Genomic DNA, 19,839 nt, shown 5'->3' on the forward strand with positions numbered 1-19,839 from the left:
TGATGGATTGGGTTCGGCGGGACTCAGGGGCCCAGGAGGAAGCGGTTGAGGGTCCGCTCCACACGTGCCATGGCCATCGACGGGCCGGTGAACGCCTTGACCGCCTGGTGCAGCCGGTGCAGGCCGCCGGGGTAGTCGAGGCAGGTCCGGACGATGGCGTAGGTGTCGGAGCGGGCGTCGGGCCTGCGCGGGATGACCACGCCGATCTCGAACGGCAGGGCGTCGACGAGCTGGTCGCGTCCCCGCTCGTGGGCCAGCAGAGGGATGTCGAGGAGATGGTCGACCAGTTCGAACAGCGGCGGCGGGTCACCGGCGGGACGGACCGTCCCGGCCGGGGCGGGCGCCGGCGACTGCGCGGGGACCGGCGACGGCAGCCCCGGGACGTTCATCCAGGAGATCGTCGTCAGCTCTTTGACCCGGACTTCGACGCGCCGGTAGTCACCGGGGTCGAGCAGGTCCCAGCCGTGCCGGACGACGTCGTCGTAGACGCGGTCGGACACGATCACCCCCACGGCCGTCCCCGAGACGCGCAGGGCCTCCTTCAACGCGGGGGCGTCGAGGATGCGGAACGCGTCGTTCACCGCGGTCCCCACCAGGCCGCGGCCGTCCGAGCGCGCCATCCCCATGTGGACGGCCACCCGCAGCTGCATCTTCGCGGGATCGCCGGAGACGGCGTTGTGGTGGCGGATCTCGGCGCGGAGCCGGTCGGTCACCGTGGTGAGGAGCGTCGTGAGGTCGTACTCCGGAGGCACGGCGATCATCACGCCGTCGCCCCGGTCCTCCCAGTAGCAGGCGTCGAACGCGATGCCGTTCTCCCGGAAGGCCGTCCCGAGGCTCTCGTAGAGCACGCCGCGCACGTGGACGCGCACGCGGTCGGTGCGGGACGGGTCGCCGAACGAGGCGATGTCGCACAGGTACAGGGAGCACAGGCCCGCCGGATGCCAGTCGCCGCGTGCCGTGTCCACGGGTCGATTATGAGTGCGGGTCAGCGGGTTCGCCATGGGGCTACTCCAGCAGCAGGGGTTCGATGTGGAGTTCCAGGAGTTCCCCCGCTTCCGCCGCGGTGACGTCGGGGTGCCGGTCGCCCAGGGCCGCCCGCAGTTCGCCGGCCGGCCGCGGCCCGGGGCTTTGCGTGATCACCAGGTGGTTGTGGGCGGAGGCCACGCTGTGCGGGTGCGCCGGGCCCAGCCGCTTCCGGAGGCCCGCCGCGGTGCCGGCGGAGATCTCCGCGGCGGACTCCAGCTCACCTAGCAGGTAGAGGTCGGCGGCCACCCCCGCCGCGCAGCAGAGGGCATGGTGGTGATTCGGATGACCGCCGAGGCCGTCGCGGGCCGCCTCGTCGATCTCCAGAGCGGTCTGGGCGTCGCCGGCGGCCCGCAGCGCCGCGCCGTACCCGGCCGCGCAGACGTGCGTGAACGGGTGGCCGGCGCCCATCACGCGGCGGTAGGCGGCGTGGGCCTCGCGGAGCCTGTCGCACGCCTGGCGCAGGACGCCCACGGAGATCTCCGCGAGGGCGAGGCACACTTCGGCGGCGAGGGTGTGCGGGTGGGCGGCGCCGAACAGCTCCCGGACGTGCTCCAGCGTCTCCCGCGCGACGCCGTGCGCCTCCGCCGGTTCGCCGGACGCGCGGAGCGTCCCGGCGTGGCCGACGAGGAGCGGAAGGACGTGCTGCGGGGGCGGTGCGGAACGGGTGCCGGGAAGGCATTCGCGCTGCACCGCGAGGGCCTCGTCGTACCGGCCGAGCTCGTGCAGGTCACGGCCGAGGCAGTCGGCGACGCGGACCACGTCGCGGTGCCGCGGGCCGAGCCGGCGGCGCAGCCTGGCGTGGGCGTCGGAGTCCAGCGCGTGCGCGTGGTGGACGTCGCCGAGCAGCCGCAGGTCCGTGCCGACGTCGGCCGCGGCCAGCAGCGCGTGCGCGTCGTCGGCGCCGAAGCGCCGGAGCGCCCGCCGCCAGGTGTCGTCGTCGAGTTCGTGCGCCTCCTGGAACCTGCCGTGGAACCGCAGGCCGATCCCGGCCCCGCGCGCGGCGGACAGGGTGCCGGGGTGGTCGGGGCCGAACCGGCTCCGCATCCGCGGGAGCAGGTCCGCGCCGAGGCCGGCGGCGGCCCGGTGGTCGCCGAGCAGCCGCAGCGCCTCGGCCAGCCGCCGGCCGACCTCCAGGAGCAGCTCGTCGTCGGGGCCGTGCAGGTCCGCCCACGCACCGGCCGCCGACTCGGCGAGCCGCCTGCCGCCGTCCACGTCGCCGCGTGCGAGCAGGTACCGCACCTGGTCGAGCACCACGTGCCGCGCGCTGCCGAGGGCGGTCTCGGCGGGCACGACATGCGGGGTGATCTCGGCGCGTGCCTCCCAGGTGTCGCTGTTCTCGGGCTCCTCGGCCGGGGTCGCGGCGCTGAGGATCGCGTCCGCACAGGCGCGGACGGGGGAGTGGTCCGCCGGTGGGGCAGCTCTCAGCCGCAGCATGGCCCGCACCTGTGGATGCACGCGGAGGACTCCCGCGTCCGGATCGAAACGCCCGAGCGCGTAGCGGTCGATGTCGCGCATCGCGTCCCGCAGCGCACCGTCGTGTGCGAGCCCCGGCGCGAGGTCCGCGAGCGGACCGGACGACAGCAGGCGGGTGGAGACCGGATGGGAGCCGAGGTACGCCCACAGCTCCAGGAGCCGCCCGGCGACGGGCCGTTCCGCGCCGAGCCGTGTGAGGGCGAGGTCGGCGGCGGCGGCTACCTTGGGCGCCATCCGCGGTTCCTCCTCGCCGAGCGTCCGTGTCCGCCGGTCGAGGAGGCGCAGGTAGTCCTGGACGTCTTCGCCGGACGACCGCCGTGCCGCCTCCAGCCACGCCGCCGCGAGCGTCAGCGCCGACGGATGGTCGTCCAGGTCGCGGGCGAGCAGGCCGGCCTGCTCGGAGGTGAGCCCCGGCGCGCGCGTGCGCAGCAGCGCGACGCTGTCCGCCCGGTCGAGGCGGCCCACCCGGATGACGGTGTGCCCGGCGGCCCAGGCGGCGGCGTCGCCGCCGGTGACCAGCACATGTCCGGTGAACGCGCCGGACGCGGCGTGCGGCATCAGCGGTTCGATTTCGCGCGGATCCGCCGCGTCGTCATAGATGAGGAGCGGGCGCCCGGCCGCCGCGCCGGCGCCGAGCGCCCGGAGCGCCTGGGCGGCGGTGCCGTGCCGGGCGCCGCCCCCGGCGAGCCGTCCCGCCAGCGCCGCCAGGGAGGCCCACGCGACCGTGGCCTGGGCGGCGGGAATCCACCAGATCAGGTCGTACTCGTCCGCGTACCGGTGCGCGTACTCGGCGGCGAGCCGGGACGTGCCCTCGCCGCCGAGCCGGTGACCGGACTCGGGGACGAGCGCCACCGGGCCGTCGTCCAGCGCGTCCCGGGTGGCGGCCAGCAGCGCGTCCCGTCCGACGAAGCCGGTGCCGCGCGGCGGTACCCCGCCCCAGATAGGGGACCCCGCGGCGGGGCCGGCGCCCTGCCCCGGCCCCGTCCGCGGACGGGTTCCGCCGTCCGCCCCGGTTTCGGTGGACGTGCCGCCGAGCCGTTCCGCGGCCTCCCTGTAGCGGCCGCCGAGCCGGGCCAGCACCCGGACGGCCACCTGGGCGAACGGCTGGTCGGGCGGGAGCGCCTCCTCGCCCCGCCGGATCGCGCCGAGCAGGGCGGGGAAGTCGTGGGCGGAGCCGAGCTGGTGCCTGACCACGTGCCAGACCTCCGTGAGCACGCGCAGCGCTTCGCCGCGCAGCAGCCCGCTGAGCAGGACGTCGCGGACCCCCTCCCGGAAGTCGTAGGAGACGGTCCCGCCCTGCGACCCGGCCGTCCGCATCAGGTCGCCCAGGTAGACCTCGGCGAGGTGCGCCGGGGTGGACCGGGGCAGCATCGCCCGCTGCACCAGCCGCATGACCTCCAGGTTGAGCGGTGCCGCCGCCAGATGCCGCGCCAGCTGGAACGCCTCGGGGGAGGACGCCGCACGGAAGCGCATCACCCGCTCCACCGGGGACGGGTCGGCGCCGCCGGGGTCCTCGGCGAGCGGCGCCACGGCATGCCCGGTGAACAGCGCGACGCCCCGCATGTCCCGGCCGCCGGCGGCGACGAACCCGGCCCAGGTGCGCACCCACCGCGGTTCCAGCTCCATGACCGGTACGGCGATGCCCGGATCGGCGGCCGCGGACGGGACGCCGTTCTCGCCGAGGAGGGGCGCCGTGGTCGGCACCACCGTGAGCCGGTCGTTGGGAGCCGCGCGGATCGCGGCGCTGAACCGCACCGGTTCCAGCGCCGCCGCGCACCGCGACCAGAGCCGCTGCGGCAGCGGCTGGACGATCGCGACCGGTCCCGCGCGCCCCCACCGTTCCAGCAGGCCGGCGGCCCGGCCGTCCCGCCAGGCCCCGCCGAGGCAGTCGCTCACGACCAGGACGACCCGGCGGTGCGTCGGATCGATCAGCTCGTCGGGGCTGCGGCCCTGGCCCTCGCTCCCGCCCCCGGGAGTGATGTCGGTGCGGAGCCGCAGCCGCTCGGCGTCGGTGTCGAGCCGCCACACCCGGACGTCGCGGAAGGCCCCGAGCTGCTGGAGCAGCACCCGCAGCTCCTCGATCATGCGGTGCCAGATGACCATGGAGCGGCCGGTGTCCACCACCAGCGACATCTCCAGCCAGCGTTCCGGCGACGGACGCATGACCGGAAGCCAGACACCGGTGTCGGCCACGCTCTGCGCCGTGCGCGCCTCGTCCAGATACGTCCGGGCGGGGGACGGCGCGGACACCCGCAGCGGACGCATCGCGCGGACCAGCGGCAGGCTGTGCGAGATCGCGGCCACCCCCGGGCTGCGGACCGGGAACGACCGGGCCGGCTCGCGGCCCGTGACGTACAGCCCGGCCTGCGGGGCCGGGTCCGTGCCCGCGGCGGCCGCCCGGTGGCCTTGCGGATGCCCGGCGCCGCCCGCCGGCCGCGGCCCCGGAGCGGCGTCGGGAACGCGCGGCCGGGGCGCCTCCGGGGCGGGCGGGGCGGCATCCCCCTCGGCCGCCCGCATCCGCCCCGCGAGCCACAGCGCGTCCGCCAGCTCCTGCGCGGTGGGCGGCGGATCGAGCGCCCACAGCGCCTCGACCAACCGGCTGATCATTTCGAGCCCGGGATGCCCAGCGGACGCAGGATGGTGTCGACCAGGTCGGCGAGCCCGCTCTCGGGCGGGCGGGCTCCCGAGGTCGCCAGGAAGATCGCGTTGAGCAGCTGGTCGGTGGCGAGGTCGCCGTGGGCGCGGCGGGCCAGGAAGTCGCGGATGAGCTCCTCGGCGTCCCGCCTGGCCGGCTCGCCCAGGTGCGCCTCGACGATCTCGGCGAGTTGCTCGCCGTTCGGCGGCTCGATCGCCACCCGGACGCACCGGCGCAGGAACGCGGGCGGGAACTCGCGCTCCCCGTTGCTGGTGATGACGACGATGGGGAAGTCCGCGCAGGCGACCCTGCCGCGCTCGATGGACGCGCGGGCGCCGGCGGCCGTCATGACCTCCACGACCGGCTGGTCGTCGGGGAGCCGCTCCAGCTCGGGGATCAGGAACCAGCCCTCCTCGAAGATGTTGAGCAGGTCGTTCGGCAGGTCGATGTCGCTCTTGTCGAGCTCGTCGATGAGCAGGACGCGCGGCAGGTCCCCCGGAAGCAGCGCGGTGCCCAGCGGCCCCAGCCGGATGTACCGGCCGATGCCCGGGGCGCCCGGCCGGGCGTCGGGTGCGGCGCCGGCTCCATCGCCATCGGCCTGCGCGGCGGCCGGGCCCGCCCACGCCGACCCGGACCCGCGCAGGCTCGCCTCGTGGACCCGGCCGATCGCGTCGTAGTGGTAGAGGCCCTGCTGCAACGTGGACCGGCTCGTGATCGGCCAGTTCAGCACCGGCCCGAGGCCCAGCTCGTACGCGATGCTGTAGGCCAGCGTGGACTTCCCGGAGCCGGGCTTGCCGGTGACCAGCAGGGGCCGGCGCAGCTGCAGCGCCGCGTTGACCTTGTCGACCACGCTCTCGTCCGTCCGGTACGACCTCGCGCGCCGGACGTCGCCGGGCCGCCGGTCCCCGGTGGTCCCGGCCGCGCTGAAGTCCCGCCAGGGGGGAGGCGGCGGCAGGCTCCTGATGCGGTCGTGCGGCCGGTTGCCGCCCGTGAAGATGTGCCAGTCGCCCGGTGAAGGGGACCCGTCCGGCGGGGGCGATCCGTCCGACCCGGACACTGCATCAGACATGGGGACCTCTCTCGTGGCCGGTCGTTCAGGTGGGGGGTCTGAGCCGCTGGTACGGCTCGGGGATGCGGTCGGCGTCATCGAACAGCAGGGCCAGATCCAGACCGGGGTGCTCGCCGGAGCCGTTCAGCGCGGCCTGGCGCCGCAGGTCGAGCAGCCTGTACGGCAGCGTCATCGGGTCGGTGGCCAGCAGCGCCGTCACCTGCTTGACGAGGTGGTCGGACGGTTCCTCCCGGCGGCACCATGCGATGACGGGGGTTCCCGCCTGCAGGCCGACCCACAGCTCGTCCACCGGCTCGGGCGTGTCCCCCCACGGGGGGAAGGCCAGCGCCAGGACCGCCGCGGACGGCTGCAGCAGCCTGGCGTAGAGCCACTGGTTGTCGAACTCACGGGGCGTGCCGACCCAGCAGACCTCGCCGTCCTGCGACGCCTCCCGGAGCCGGCTCCACTTGCGGCGCCAGTGGTGGTGCAGGGCACCGCGCCGGAGCCGGTCGAGGCTGCGCAGGACCACCGGGTAGTCGACCCCGAGCCGCCGCTCCAGGCCGTCGACGGTGATGGCGAGCCGGTCGAAGGCGAACCCGAACAGCCCCCGGGGCAGCACGAACTCGATGACCAGGTCGGGGTCGTCCCGGTTCACCACCTCCGGGTCGTCGGCCAGCAGTTCCCCGAGCAGGACGGGGAGCAGCGCGCGCGGCAGCGGCTCGTCGTCGCTGCGCAGCGTGATCCCGGGGTCGGTGCCCTTCTGGAGCCATGCCGTGACCATCAGCCTGTCGGTTCCCGCGCCGTCATGGCGGCACTCGACGGTGAGGTAGGTGCCGGCCCGCGCGCGTCCGTCCGGTGCGGGGCCCCCGGGAAGGGCGGGCCGGCCCGGACCGGCCAGCCGGGTGGGGTCGACGCCCGAGCGCGCCGCGAAACGGCGGGCCCAGTCCCGGATGGCGGCGGCGGTGTCCCCCTCGGCGTGCTCGGCGAGCCCGTGGACGAGCACCAGCAGCGGCGGCACACCGTCCGCGCCCTGGAGGACCTGCTCCAGATGGGCGACGGCCTCCCGGAGGCTCCTGACGTCGTGGTCGGGGACCGGGCCCACCGGGCCGACGGCCCGCCGGTAGAGCGAGGGCAGTACCGAGGCGTACGGGGAGGCGGTGCCGTCGCGCTCCAGCGCGCCGACGAGACGGTGCAGGTCGCGGCTTTCGGCCGGGGTGAGCAGGGGCTCGGGGACCAGCTCGGCGACGACCGCGTTCAGCCCGGCCATCGGGGTGCTGCCGCGGTGGATCCGCTCCAGGACCCCGGCCAGCGCGTGGACCGCCCCGGTGGTGGTGAGGCAGGCCCGGACCAGCGACCACACGTCGTGCAGCTCCTCCTCGTGCCGGTCGAACGGGAGGTGCCGGCCCAGCTCGTCCTCCAGGAGCGTGACGTAGAGGTCGCGGGTACGCCGCCGGCGCATGCCGTCGATCCGCATGAAGGCCCTGACGAGCCGCTCCTGATCGGCCAGATCGAGCGACCCGTTCACAGTGCGGTGCCTCCGCGTCATCGCGCGCGTACGTACGGTCGGACAAATATACGATCACCCGGGTGGGAAGAATTGGGGCGTCTGCCACATTTTCCGCGTTTTCTGCCACGGTGACCGATGCCGGTCAGCCCGCCGTGCCAGGGTCCTTCGCCAGGGTGCGGGCGGAGGGCCGGATTCGCGGGAGATGATCGAAGGCCAGGAGGAGCGGGATGGCGAGGGCGACGACCGTGAACCCTCCGGCGGCCAGGATCGCCGCCCCGTCGGCGTCCATCGCCGCGACGATGTACCCGGCGCACAGCGCGCCCACCGAGGTCGCGCCGGTCGTCAGGAACCGGTTGAAGCCCGCCATGATGCCCTGCGTGTGCGGCGGGACCTCGGTCAGCTCGTAGAAGCTCAGGGTCACGTTGATCTGTGCGCCCAAGAAGCCGCACGCGCCCCAGGCCATCAGGCCGAAGACGGCGGACTGGCTGACGGCGACGACCAGGATGAGCACCAGCCACAGCACCCCGCAGATGATGACGATCTTCCGCGGGCTCGCGCGGGGCGGCCTCCGTCCGGCCAGCATGGAACCCAGGACGCCGCCGAGGCCGCTCGTCGCCAGCAGCAGCCCGATCGCGGAGCCCGGCAGACTCTGCTGCTGCGCACGGACGACGAGCAGGAGCATCACCGTCTGGAAGAGGAAGTTCGCCAGGGCGCAGGCACCGAGAGTGCCGCGCAGAAATCGGTCTTTAGCCAAGAACTTGAGCCCTGCGAGTATTCCAGACGATTGTTGCGGATCGTCCTGTGGTGTCTGCGGATGCTTCGGTGTCGCCTTGTCATGCTTCTCGTGCGCGTCATCCGCCATGGCACCGGATGCCGGGTTTTTAATGGCCCGGAAGTCGCGGGTGCGCATCCAGCGCAGTGAAAGGCACGAGACCAAGGCGGTCAGTACGCCGAAGACGAATGGGAACATGTGGCCGAAGGCGTACAGGGTGCCGCCGAGCGGCCGGCCGAGCAGCACCGCCATGTGCTGTCTGGCCTCGTTCTTGCCGACCGCCGGGTGCAGCGTGTCCCGCGGCACCACGTGCCGGAGGGCGACCGTCTCGGCGACGTGGTAGAACGCCACGGCGCAGCCGTCGGCGGCGATCGCGGTGATGAGCAGGATCTCCTTCCCGTCGTCGAGGAGCAGCAGCCCGGCCGCGAGCACGGACGCCACCACGATGCGGACCGCCTGGCAGACGGACATGATCTTGCGGCGGTCGACGCGGTCGGCGACCAGCCCGGCCGGGACGTGCAGCAACAGGCCCGGGATCGTGCCGACGGCCAGCACCCAGCCCGCGAAGACGGGCGACCGGGTGAGGGTCAGCGCCAGCAGCGGAGCCGCGGTGGACATGTTCAGGGCACCGATCTGCGAAACCGCCGAACCCGTCCACAGCAGGGTGAAGTCACGTGGCCGTTGCGGTCGCGGTCTCCGGCGCCACGGCTTGCGGCGATGCCGCCGCCGTTCGAGGCGCCCGGGCCCGGGGCTCTCGTCCGCCGCGGGGACGGGGCGCGTCCGCCGGGCCGCCTTCGGCTTCGCTGCCGGCGCGGTCACGGTCACTGGTCCGAACTCTCCCTTGAGCAGTAACACATGCCCGCAGGTCTCGAGGCGAACCAGGAATGTCAGGTGCGTCCTGATAAGTAGTGCGGCATGACGTCAGACTGTCGATCGTGGAATACCCGCGAAACAGCGGCATGCTACCGGTTTGCCGACCGGCCGGGCGGGCTTTTATCGTTGCTTGGCGGGAATATGAAGTGCCTCACGCCTAATGAGACGCTTTGCCTGGTCCCGAAGTTGGGGCGGCAGCGGGGGATGTTCCGCGGCCACCGCCCGCGCGGCCAGTGCGGCGGCGGCGCTCTCGTCGCCGTCCAGCCGCTCGACGCGGGCCAGCCGCAGCAGCACGGGGCCGTTGTCGGCGTCGGCCGGGTCCGGAGGCCCCAGCCGCGCCCCGGCGGGCTCGCCGTCCGGATGCGCTTCGGTCGCGCCCCAGGGCCCGCCGGACGCGTCGACGCACATGGCGTGGGCCAGCGCCCAAGCGGCGCGCGTGGAGAAGCGGGCGTTGTGGTCGATGCGGCGCAGATCGCGCAGCGACGGCTCGGCGTGACCCAGATCGGCGAGAATCTCGCCGCGGGTGCGCAGTGCCTCGGTGGTGTCGCCGTGGCGGCTCAGCACCGCGTCCAGGACGGCGAGCGAGGCGCGGATCTGCCCGTCCGCCCAGAGGGCCAGGCCCAGGCCGGTCTGGACGGCGGCGTCGTTGGGCAGCCTGCCGGCGGCGGCGCGCAGGTCCCGGACGGCCTCGGTGGCGTCGGCCGCGAGCTTCAGCCGGCCCAGCGTGACCAGCAGCCGGCCGACCGCGGGCGTGTCCCCGAGGGCCTCGTAGAGGCGGGCGGACTCACGGTAGTGCTCCGCCCCGTCGGGCGCGCCCCGCACGCAGGCGATGTCGCCGCGCAGGCACTCGGCCTCCGCCAGGAGCCTCAGGTCCTCCTTGCCGCAGCCCCTCACGGCGGCGGACACGTGATAGGAGGCCAGGTCGAAGTCGCCCTCGGCGATGGCGAGCTCGGCGAACCGCAGCCGGGCCGGCGGTGCGGGCCGCTGGGCCGGGGCCGGCCTGTCGCCGATCCGGTGGACGGCCTGGATCAGCCGGGGATGCAGGTGGTACCGGCGCTCACCGGAGTCGAGCCGGGCCCTCAGGACATGGCGGTCCTCCAGCGCCCACAGGACGGCGGCGGGCACCGCCTGCGCCGCACCCGAGTCCTCTGAGACGCCGGTGCCGCCCTGCTCGGGCGCGAACGCGGCGCGGAACCAGACGAGGATCTCCCGCACGGGCCGCCGGTGGTCGGCCGCCACGGTGGCCAGCGCCTGGGCGCAGAACTCGGCCAGCCCCCGGTCGACGTCGTCGGTGAGCCGTTCGGTGTCGGTGATCTCGCCCGCGGAGGGGCCCGGCGGGGCGCCGGGGCCGGACGGGGAGCCGGGGCCGGACGCGGGACCGGCGTCGGCGCGGGCGGCTGCGTCGGTGAGCGTCTCGCCCCACAGGCGGGCACAGGCCACCTGGAGCAGTGCCGGGTCGACGGCGGAGGTCGTCCGGGACCGCTGCGCCCAGGGCTCCCGGACGGTCCGGAGCTCGTCCACCAGCCGGGCCGCCGATCCGGCCGGGACGGAATGCCCGGAGCGCTGCAGCGGCCCGTCCACCGCCTCGACGGCGGCCGCCCGGTCGAAGGGGGCCAGCGCGTAGCCGTCCGGGTCGGCGGTGCCGTCGCGGAGGCGCGCGGCGAGCCGGTCGACGAGCGGCCGGATCTCCTCCAGCCGGTCGTCCCGCACCACGATCAGCAGGTGGGCGGGAAAGCACTCCAGCATGTTCCCCAGCTCGTCGAACAGCAGCTCGCGGTGCCGGAGCCACGGCCCGGCCGCGCGCAGCAGCAGCTCGGCCTGGTCGATCGCGAACAGCTGCCGGGGCAGCAGGCCGAAGCGGTCGGTCTGTGCGCGCCCGCGCAGGTAGTCGAGCAGCGAGAGCCCCCAGACGCGGCTCGGTGACTCGTCGGGGTACCAGGAGGACAGCAGCGCGAAGACGTACGGGTTCTGGTCGGGCAGGGCGCCGATGGGGCACGCCGGCCGGTGCACGGGATGGCCGACGGGCGCCGTGTGCAGCCCGCTCGCCCGCAGGTGGGGGACCACCCCGGCGTGCAGCAGGGACGTCTTGCCCACGCCGGCGGGCCCGTGCAGGAGCGTGACCCTGTGCCGCTGCCAGCGGTCGGCCACGTCGCGGATCTCGGTTGCGCGTCCGTGAAAGTGACCCTGCTCGCCGACCCGGAAAGGTCGCGCTCCCACGTACGGGGCGATGCCGGCGGCGGACGGATCGTGGGCGGTCATCGTGACCTCCCCAGGCCGCGTGCTCGTGCGCAGCCTGGGGAGGTCACCGCGATCGTGGACCTTTTGCTTTGACACTGCGGCCATCCAGTTCGACACGCTGGATTCGCGGTTCCGCCAAGCCACGACCCGCCTGCTGGTCATGACCTGACAGCCGACGGGCCTCCAGCGAAGAGGTCGGTCTGACAACCGTAGTACAGCGTCGGCCCGCCTTGGCCGAAACGGTTCCGGTCGAACCGGGAAATGGCCAAGTGTGGCTAACGGGTCAGGTCACGGACGGGCGGGCGACGAATCCGGTGACGACGGGTAGAGCTGGCCGAATCCGGCCGGACGGTGGCCTCCCGGCCGTGCCGGGTCGAGCATTTCGGCGAGTGCGGTCCGCAGTGCGGAGCTGGGCAGGCGGTGCAGCTGCGATGTCGAGACCTGGCTGAGATCGATGGGGCTGATCTTGGTGTCACTGTTTCTCATCTCGGCCTCTTTCTCCGCTCGGTGCGGGCGGGCGGCATGACGCACGACATTTCCGAGTCTGACAGAAAATCACGGGCCGGGCCAGATGGCGTGAACCGGAACCGTTACCTAGAATGTCTTCTCGATTTCAGCCGGACATCGCTCTGATTGGGTCGTTCATATATTGCTATGGACGCTGACCGAATCTCGGGCATCCGGGGATGTTGTGTCACCTGTTGCAGAGCCGGAACGGGGAACGATGTTCACTCGGGAGAGTTCGGCCCGAGTCCGGCCCCGTGTCCGGCCCCGATGGCCGGCACACCCCGCGGTGCGGCGGGCGCCGCGGCGACCGAGTGGGAGGCGGAAGGCGTGACGAGTCCACGCATGGGAGCCGATGCCGCACCGGGGCGGGTTCCCGACGTCTGGGGAAAGATTCCTCCTCGGAACAAGAACTTCACCGGCCGCGACGAACTGCTCAACCGGCTGCGCGCCGGCATCACCGGCAACGTCACCGCCGTGGTGCCGCACGCGCTGCACGGTCTCGGCGGCGTCGGCAAGACGCAGATGGCCGTCGAGTACGCCTACCGCTACCGCCCGGAGTACGACCTGGTGTGGTGGATCCCGGCCGACCAGCCGGTGCTGGTGCGCTCCTCGCTCGCGGGCCTGGCCGCCCACCTCGGGCTTCCGTCCGCGGCGGCGAGCGGCATCGAGGACGCCGCGAACGCCGTCCTGGACGCGCTGCGCCGCGGCGACCCGTACAGCAACTGGCTGCTGATCTTCGACAACGCCGACCAGCCCGAGGAGCTGATCGACAGCCTTCCCCACGGCCCGGGACACGTGCTGATCACCTCCCGGAACCACCGCTGGGACGGTGTCGTGGACACGGTCGCCGTGGACGTGTTCACGCGCGCGGAAAGCGCGGAGTTCCTCCGCAAGCGGGTTCCCCGCGGGGTGGACAAGGCCGAGGCCGAACGGCTCGCCGACGCGCTCGGCGACCTGCCGCTGGCGCTCGAGCAGGCCGGGGCCCTGCAGGCCGAGACCGGGATGTCGGTGGAGGAGTACCTGCGGCTGCTGAGGGAGCGGACCAGCCAGCTGCTCGCCGAGGGCAAGCCGACCGAGTACCCCGCGTCGATGACGGCGGCCTGGGGACTGTCGGTGTCGGCCCTGGACCGGACGCTGCCCGAGGCGATCGACCTGCTGCGCTGCTGCGCCTTCTTCGGCCCCGAGCCGATCCCCAGGGACCTGTTCAGCCAGCCGAAGGCCAGCCTCGGCCCCCGGCTCACCAGCCTGGTCGCCGACCCGATCCAGCTGAGCCGCGTGATCGCGGAACTCGGCCGCTACGCGCTCGCCCGGCTCGACAACCAGAGCCGGACCCTCCAGGTGCACCGGCTGATCCAGGCGCTGCTGCGCGACGAGCTGCCGCAGGACGTGAAGGAGCGGATCCGCCACGAGGTGCACAGGCTCATGGCCGGGTACGCGCCGGCCAACTCCGAGAACCGCCTCGGCTGGCCCCGGTACTTCAACCTGCTCGGGCACATCGGGCCGACGGAGCTGGCCGGCTGCCAGGCGCCCGAGGTGCGGACACTCGCCCTCAACATGGTGCGCTACCTGGTCGTGTCCGGTGACTACGTCTCCGCCCGCGCGCTCGCCGAGGACTTCGTCGAACGCTGGGCCAAGGACTCCGGCGAAGACCACTACGACGTCCTCAACGTCCACCTGGAGCTCGCCATCGTCCTGCGTGAGCTGGGCGAGTTCGGCGCCTCCGCGGAGCTGAGCCGCAGGACCAAGACGATCGCCCGGCGGACGCTGGGACCCGACGACGAGCTGACGCTCCGCTTCCTGCGCGGCGACGGCGCGGACATGCGGGCCGGCGGCGACTTCCAGGCCGCCAAGGCCAGCGACGAGGAGGCCCTGCGCCTCCACCGCGGCAAGTTCGGGGACACCGACTCCCGGACGCTGCTCGCCCTCAACAACCTCGCGCTGGACTACGCGCTCAGCGGCGACTACGTGAGCTCCCGGCGCCTCCACGAGGAGGCCTACCAGGCGCAGCTCGTCCTGGACCCGGAGGCGAGCAACCCGAACCGGCTGCTGATCGCCTGGAGCGGCCTGGCCCGCGCGGTGCGGCTCTGCGGCGACTACCTGGAGGCGTGCGACTTCGGTGAGGACGCCTACGCCTTCGGCGTCGAGCAGCTCGGCGCCGAGCACATCTGGACCCTCCGCACCCAGCGCGACCTCTCGATCGCGTCGCGGCGGTCCGCGGAGTTCGACCGGGCGCTGGAGCTGGCCTCGGACGTCCACGCACGGTGCCTGCGGCTGTTCGGGCTCGACAACCCCGACACCCTGGCCTCCGCGATGGCCCTGTCGAACATCCACCGCAGCATGGGGCACCTTGAGGAGGCGCACGAACTCGCCGCGGACACGGTGCGGCGGTACCCGTCCGTCTACGGCAAGGACCACCCGTACCATCACGGCTGCGTCGGCAACCTGGCGGTCCTGCGCCGGCTCATGGGCGACCCGGTGAACGCGCGGCAGCTCAACGAGGCGGCCATCAACGGCCTGGAGTCCAAACTCGGCCGCGACCACCACTACACGCTGACGGTGGCCCTCAACCTGGTCAGCGATCTGGCCGCCCTCGGGAAGGCGGAGGACGCCGCCCGCCTCGGCGAGGAGACGCTCCGGCGGCTGCGCACGTCGCTGGGCGAAGAGCATCCGCTGTCCTCGGCCTGCGCCGGCAACCTCGCACTCGACCTCGAGACGCTCGGACGGGCCGAGGACGCCGCCGCGCTCCACGAGCGGACCGAGGAGATCTACCGCACCACGCTGGGGCCGGAGCATCCCGACGCCAGGATCTTCCTCGAACGCAGGCGCATCGACACCGACTTCGACCCGGCGCCGGTGTGAGCCCCGGCCCGCGGGGCGGGTTCACAGCGTCGCGAGATCGTTCAGGACGGCCGAGCGGATGTGGGCGATCAGCCTGAGCAGGTCCATGCAGTAGACCGACGGGTTGAGGAACCCCGTCCCCGAGCGGTACCGGTGCGGGTACAGCCCGCCGCCGCAGACCTGCCGGACGTGGCAGGCCCCGCATTGCGGCGCGAGGGCGCGGTGGCGGATCTGCCGGGCGGCGATCTCGGGCAGCATCAGCGCGACGTTGAACGGGTCGCGTGACACGTGCAGCGCGGTGCCGGGCGCGCCGTCGTAGGACGACTTGAGCGTGTCCACCTGCTCGATCCGCCCGTTGGTCTCGACCACGACGACGGCGACGGGGGAGAGGCCGATGGCCTCGCTGTGCGAGCGCTGGCCGCACAGAAGCCGGATGATCTCGTGGAACAGCCGGACGCGGGTCCGCTGCTCCGGGGCTCGGTACCAGAGTTCGAAGACCTCGATCAGCCAGTCCCCGTACGGCGTCGACTCGTCGGGGAGCCGTCCCGGCGGCGGCGTGTCCCAGTTCCCGACCGGCAGCAGGAAGTCGATGCCCGGCGGATCCGATTGCAGCAGGGCCTCGTAGGTGGTCGCCGGATCGTTCCGGAGGTCGATGGTGCTGAGCAGGCCGCCGAACAGGTGCCGGTATTCGGGTGCCGTGACGGCGTCGAGGCCGGCGAGCACCTCATGGTGGCTGCCGCGTCCGTCGCCGTGCCGGCGGTGCCGGTCGTGGGCTTGCTCGTCGCCGTCGAGGCTGATTCCCAGGATCACGCCGAACTCGTCGAACAGGTCCAGGAAACGCGAGTCGAGCAGCACGGCGTTGGTCTGCATGTGGAACCTGACCGTGACGTCCGGTTCGGCCGCCGTCCGGATGGCGTCCAGCGTGTAGCGGAGGTGGTCGAGCCCGGCGAGGAGCGGTTCGCCGCCGTGGAGGATGACGTCGACGTCCGGGAGCAGGTTCTGGCGCGCGTGCTCGGCGATCCGGCGGGCCACGTGGTCCACGACCGGCCGGGCCATCCGCCGGGGCTGCGACCGCCAGCCCTGGTCGGCCATCTCGTACATGTAGCAGTAGTCGCAGGACAGGTTGCAGCGGCTGTGCACCTTGATCACGAACTCGTGGAACGGGGTCGGGCGCCAGCCCTGTTCGAGCAGTGCGCGGACGTCCAGGGTCTCCGGCCACTCCGGGGCGGTGCCGGAGGTCCCCGCTGCCTCGGCCTCGACGGCCACACTGACCTACCCTCTGACGGTGGGATCCGGGCGCTGGGATCTGGGCGCGGCTCCGCGCACCTCCCTTTCGTCACATATGTCGGGTTAAGAAGATCATTAAACCTGTGCGGCGCCGTGCGGTCGCCCCGCGGCGCCGTGCGTCTCCGCCGTGATGGCCCACCGCTCATGGTCCCGCCAGACGTCCTCGATGCGGATCAGGCCGAGCGCCAGTCCCTCCTTGCGGAACCCCAGCCGCCTGACCAGGTTGATCGACGGCTCGTTCGCGGGCTGGATCTCGGCCTCCAGCCGGTGCAGGCCGAGCCGGCCGAACGCGTCGCCCAGCACGAGGCCGAGCCCTTCGGACATGTGGCCCCGGCCCTGATGGGGGACGAACGCGCCGTACCCGAGCACGCCGCGCTGGTACCCGGCGCGCAGGATGTGGTTGATGGTGACGTGCCCGACCATCTCTCCGCCGCCGTCCCCGCCATCGAGGAGGCACACCGCGTACGCGACCGCCGACACCTCGTCGAAGCGCTCCAGATAGGGCCCGAACTGCTCGGCGGTGACGGGCAGCCACAACCAGGGACGGTGCATCCCGGCACTGGCGGCCGCCCGTTCGACGAACTCCGCCCGATCCGCATGTGAGAGCGGCCGCACCATCACCTGCGAGCCGACCGCGAGTACGCCACCCATCGGCAAGGAATCTACCGAAATCCTCCCGGCGCTCCGAGCCCGGCCGGTGACGCTCGCCACTCGCCTCCGTGCGGCACGGGCATGTGCGCCGATGTACCGATCACCTGACCGGCGGCACGACTCAGTCGACAATGCACGTATGAGGAATCGTGTGGGGGTGTGGGCCGGAATCGGGGCAGCCGTGGTGACCGCCGTGGTTCTGGTGGTCTTCTGGCTGGTGGAGGGACTGGAGCCGGCGGGCTGGCTGGCCGGTGTCCTGAGCTCTTTCGCCGCACTGGCCGCATTGGCGATCACACTGCTCGACCGCACCCGCTCCCAGCCGCATCCGCCGCCCCCCGAATCGGCGGAGGAGGAGACCGGTTCCGGCGCGGTCGCATCGAGCGGAACATCGACGGAGTCGGTGTCCAACAGGTTGACCGCCGGAGAGGTCCACGGACCCGTGGTGATGGGCCGCGACATCAGCGGCCCGATCACCTTCGGCCCGAGGTCACCCACCCCGCCACCGTCCGGCGAGGACGACCCTGACGAGGAGCCGGGCGGTTGAGCGAGGACGGCGACGGCATCAGCAACGAGCTGAACGCCGGTGTGGTGATCGGCCAGACGATACTGGGGCGTGACATCACCCTCGTGTTGCCCCCGCAGGTGAAGCCCGCGCTGTGGAGCCTTCCCGAGGCGTCACCGGCCTTCGTCGGGCGGCAGGACGCACTGGACGAACTGCTGGAAGCGCTGGAACCGGGCAACGCGGCGGACGACGGGAACGGACCGGCCGTGGTGGTGACCGCGGTGGGCGGGCTGGCCGGGGTGGGCAAGACCGAGTTGGCGGTGCAGGCCGCCCACACCGCACGCGCCCGGGGATGGTTCCCCGGCGGGGTGCTGTTCGCCGACCTGTTCGGCTACGACGACGACCGCCGCCGCGACGCCGGTGACGTCCTCGAAGGGATGCTGTCAGCGCTCGGCGTGCCAGGCGAGCACATTCCCGCCCACTGCGAGGACCGGTCGCGGATGTTCACCTCGGTCCTCGCGGAGTTCGCCGCGCAGGGACGGCCGGTGCTGGTGGTGGTGGACAACGTCGCCGGCGGCGACGAGGCCCGGCTGCTGCTGCCGACCGACGGGGTGTCGGCGGCGATCGTGACCTCGCGCCACACCCTGGCCATGCTGAACGCGCGGCTGCTGGATCTGGACGTGCTGGACCCCGGCGGTGCGGTCGCGATGCTGGACGGGACGGTCCGCATGCTGCGGCGCCGGGACCGCAGCGTGCGGGCCGACCCGGCCGGGGCCGCCCAGCTCGCCGAGGTCTGCGGGCGGCTGCCGCTGGCGCTGCGCATCGCGGCGGCGCTCCTGGCCTCGGACCCCGGCCAGACTCCGGCCGCGCTGGCGCGGGAGCTTCGTGAAGAGCAACCGCTGGAAGGGCTGGCCTTCGAACGCGACGGGGTGCGGCGTGCGTTCGACCTGTCGTATCGCGCCCTGACCGACGTCCAGAAGCGACTGTTCCGGCTGCTGACGGTCAACCCCGGCCCCGGGGTCAGCACGGAGGCCGCCGCGGCGCTGGCCGGTGTGAGTCCCGGGAACGTACGGACGGTCCTGAGGGAACTGGCCCGTGCACACCTGGTCGAACGTGGCACGGCTCCCGGCTGGTGGCGGATGCACGACCTCGTGCGCCAGTACGCCACCGACCTCGGCATCGCTCATGCGGCCGGTGACGAACGCAAACCGGCGCTGGTCAGGCTTCTGGACTACTACGTACGCACCACCTTGGCCGCCGGCTCGCACCTCCGCCCGAACGCGGCGGACCGGGACGCGGGTGCGTTCACCGACCGGGCGGACGCGCTGGCCTGGTTGGACGCCCATTTCGCCAATCTGATCGCGGTCACCCGTCTGGCGAGCACCGACCCGGTCCTGATGCCGATCGCTCTTCTGCCGGGCGTGATGACGGAATTCCTGCTGTTCCGGCGTCACTTCAACGACTGGATCGGCATGGCTCGCACCGCACTGTCGGCCGCCCGTAGCCTGGGCGACCGCGCCGGGCAGGCAGACGCACTACGCGGCCTGGGCATCGCGCTGTACGAGGTGCATCGATTCGACGAGGCCGTCACCGCCCTGCAGGACTCGGCGACCATCTACCGGGAGATCGGCGATCGCCGCAGAGAAGCCGGCGCGCTCAACAGTCTGGGCCCCGCGCTGCGGGGGGCGCAGCGGCTTGAGGAGTCCATCACCGCACTGCAGAACGCAGCCGACATCTTCGACGAATTCGGCGATCACCACGGAGAAGGCCCCGCACTCACCAACCTGGGTCTCACGCTCTGGGACATGAACGAACTGGAGAAGTCCATCACCGCCCTGAGGAAGGCGGCGGACGTCTTCCGTAAGACCGGCAACCGCCATGCCGAAGGCCAGGCGCTCACCAACCTGGGGGCCGTACTGCGAGATGGGCAGCGCTCCGGCGAAGCCATCACCACACTGCAGCACGCCATCGCCATCTGCAGGGAGAGCGGCGACCGCCACAGTGAAGCCGGGGCACGCGGCAACCTGGGCACCGCGCTGACACGCATTGGACGCTTCGAAGAAGCCGTCGCGGCACACCAGGACGCGATCGCCGCCTTCAACGAGACCGGCGACCGCCGCGGCGAAGGGGACGCGCACCACAACCTGGGTTCCACACTGGCGGCCATGGGACACCTGAAAGAGGCCATCACGGCACAGCGAGACGCGATCGCCATCTACAGCGCCGTAGGCGATCGGCGCAACATGGCCATGACGTTCCGCACTCTGGCGGTGATGCTGGCGAAAGCGGATTCCGCGGAGAGCGCGCTGACCGCCTGCCGGGAAGCGATCTCCTTGTTCGAGGAGACGGGCGATGCGCGCGGCCTGGACAAGGCGCGTGCCACTCTGGCGTCGCTGCAGGAGGAAAGCGGAGATCACCGATGAGCCACCCGCGGATCGACTTCGACCCGTTCGGCGAACCCCGCCCGGCCGGCACCACCCAG

General features: G+C 72.9%; 12 protein-coding genes. 3 read left to right on the forward strand and 9 right to left on the reverse strand.

What is annotated here, in order from left to right; genetic code table 11:
• Window positions 1-23: 23 nt before the first annotated feature.
• The 7 genes from ACTWPP_RS12085 to ACTWPP_RS12115 form a co-directional block, all read right to left on the reverse strand.
• The gene (locus tag ACTWPP_RS12085) at window positions 24-965 is read right to left on the reverse strand and encodes an effector-associated domain 2-containing protein (protein WP_443104286.1); all 942 of its coding nucleotides are present in this window, start codon (window positions 963-965) and stop codon (window positions 24-26) included.
• Between the two features lie 40 nt (window positions 966-1,005).
• The gene (gene fxsT / locus ACTWPP_RS12090) at window positions 1,006-5,106 is read right to left on the reverse strand and encodes an FxSxx-COOH system tetratricopeptide repeat protein (protein ID WP_443104287.1); all 4,101 of its coding nucleotides are present in this window, start codon (window positions 5,104-5,106) and stop codon (window positions 1,006-1,008) included.
• Complete coding sequence (locus ACTWPP_RS12095; protein ID WP_443104288.1) at window positions 5,103-6,203, reverse strand: AAA family ATPase; 1,101 nt, start codon at window positions 6,201-6,203, stop codon at window positions 5,103-5,105. The genes fxsT (ACTWPP_RS12090) and ACTWPP_RS12095 overlap by 4 nt, the downstream gene beginning before the upstream one ends.
• A 25-nt stretch (window positions 6,204-6,228) precedes the next feature.
• Window positions 6,229-7,728 carry a VMAP-C domain-containing protein gene (locus ACTWPP_RS12100; protein WP_443104289.1) on the reverse strand — a complete coding sequence of 500 codons (1,500 nt, stop codon included), beginning with the start codon at window positions 7,726-7,728 and terminating at the stop codon, window positions 6,229-6,231.
• A gap of 103 nt (window positions 7,729-7,831) precedes the next feature.
• On the reverse strand, window positions 7,832-9,316 hold the full coding sequence (locus ACTWPP_RS12105) for an MFS transporter (protein WP_443104290.1): 1,485 nt from the start codon (window positions 9,314-9,316) through the stop codon (window positions 7,832-7,834).
• 138 nt (window positions 9,317-9,454) lie between these two features.
• Window positions 9,455-11,593, reverse strand: a complete 2,139-nt coding sequence (locus ACTWPP_RS12110; RefSeq protein WP_443104291.1) for an nSTAND1 domain-containing NTPase — start codon at window positions 11,591-11,593, stop codon at window positions 9,455-9,457.
• 267 nt (window positions 11,594-11,860) lie between these two features.
• Window positions 11,861-12,058, reverse strand: a complete 198-nt coding sequence (locus ACTWPP_RS12115; protein WP_443104292.1) for a hypothetical protein — start codon at window positions 12,056-12,058, stop codon at window positions 11,861-11,863.
• 363 nt (window positions 12,059-12,421) lie between these two features.
• Between ACTWPP_RS12115 and fxsT (ACTWPP_RS12120) the strand changes: the two genes are divergently transcribed.
• Window positions 12,422-14,938, forward strand: coding sequence for an FxSxx-COOH system tetratricopeptide repeat protein (fxsT, locus tag ACTWPP_RS12120; protein WP_443104293.1), 2,517 nt, complete (start codon window positions 12,422-12,424; stop codon window positions 14,936-14,938).
• Window positions 14,939-14,959: 21 nt separating this feature from the next.
• Here the strand turns inward: fxsT (ACTWPP_RS12120) and ACTWPP_RS12125 are convergent, their stop codons facing one another.
• Both ACTWPP_RS12125 and ACTWPP_RS12130 read right to left on the reverse strand, forming a co-directional pair.
• A complete protein-coding gene (locus ACTWPP_RS12125) occupies window positions 14,960-16,183 on the reverse strand; it encodes an FxsB family cyclophane-forming radical SAM/SPASM peptide maturase (protein ID WP_443104294.1) in 1,224 nt (407 codons plus the stop codon).
• A gap of 96 nt (window positions 16,184-16,279) precedes the next feature.
• Window positions 16,280-16,855, reverse strand: coding sequence for a GNAT family N-acetyltransferase (locus ACTWPP_RS12130; protein WP_443104295.1), 576 nt, complete (start codon window positions 16,853-16,855; stop codon window positions 16,280-16,282).
• A gap of 139 nt (window positions 16,856-16,994) precedes the next feature.
• Here ACTWPP_RS12130 and ACTWPP_RS12135 point away from each other — a divergent pair, with 139 nt between their 5' ends.
• Window positions 16,995-17,399, forward strand: a complete 405-nt coding sequence (locus ACTWPP_RS12135) for a hypothetical protein (RefSeq protein ID WP_443104296.1) — start codon at window positions 16,995-16,997, stop codon at window positions 17,397-17,399.
• Window positions 17,396-19,780: a tetratricopeptide repeat protein gene (locus ACTWPP_RS12140; RefSeq protein WP_443104297.1), complete on the forward strand. Its 2,385-nt coding sequence runs from the start codon at window positions 17,396-17,398 to the stop codon at window positions 19,778-19,780. The genes ACTWPP_RS12135 and ACTWPP_RS12140 overlap by 4 nt, the downstream gene beginning before the upstream one ends.
• Window positions 19,781-19,839: the final 59 nt, after the last annotated feature.

This window comes from Actinomadura sp. 3N407, from assembly GCF_052245875.1.
GTDB lineage: Bacteria > Actinomycetota > Actinomycetes > Streptosporangiales > Streptosporangiaceae > Spirillospora.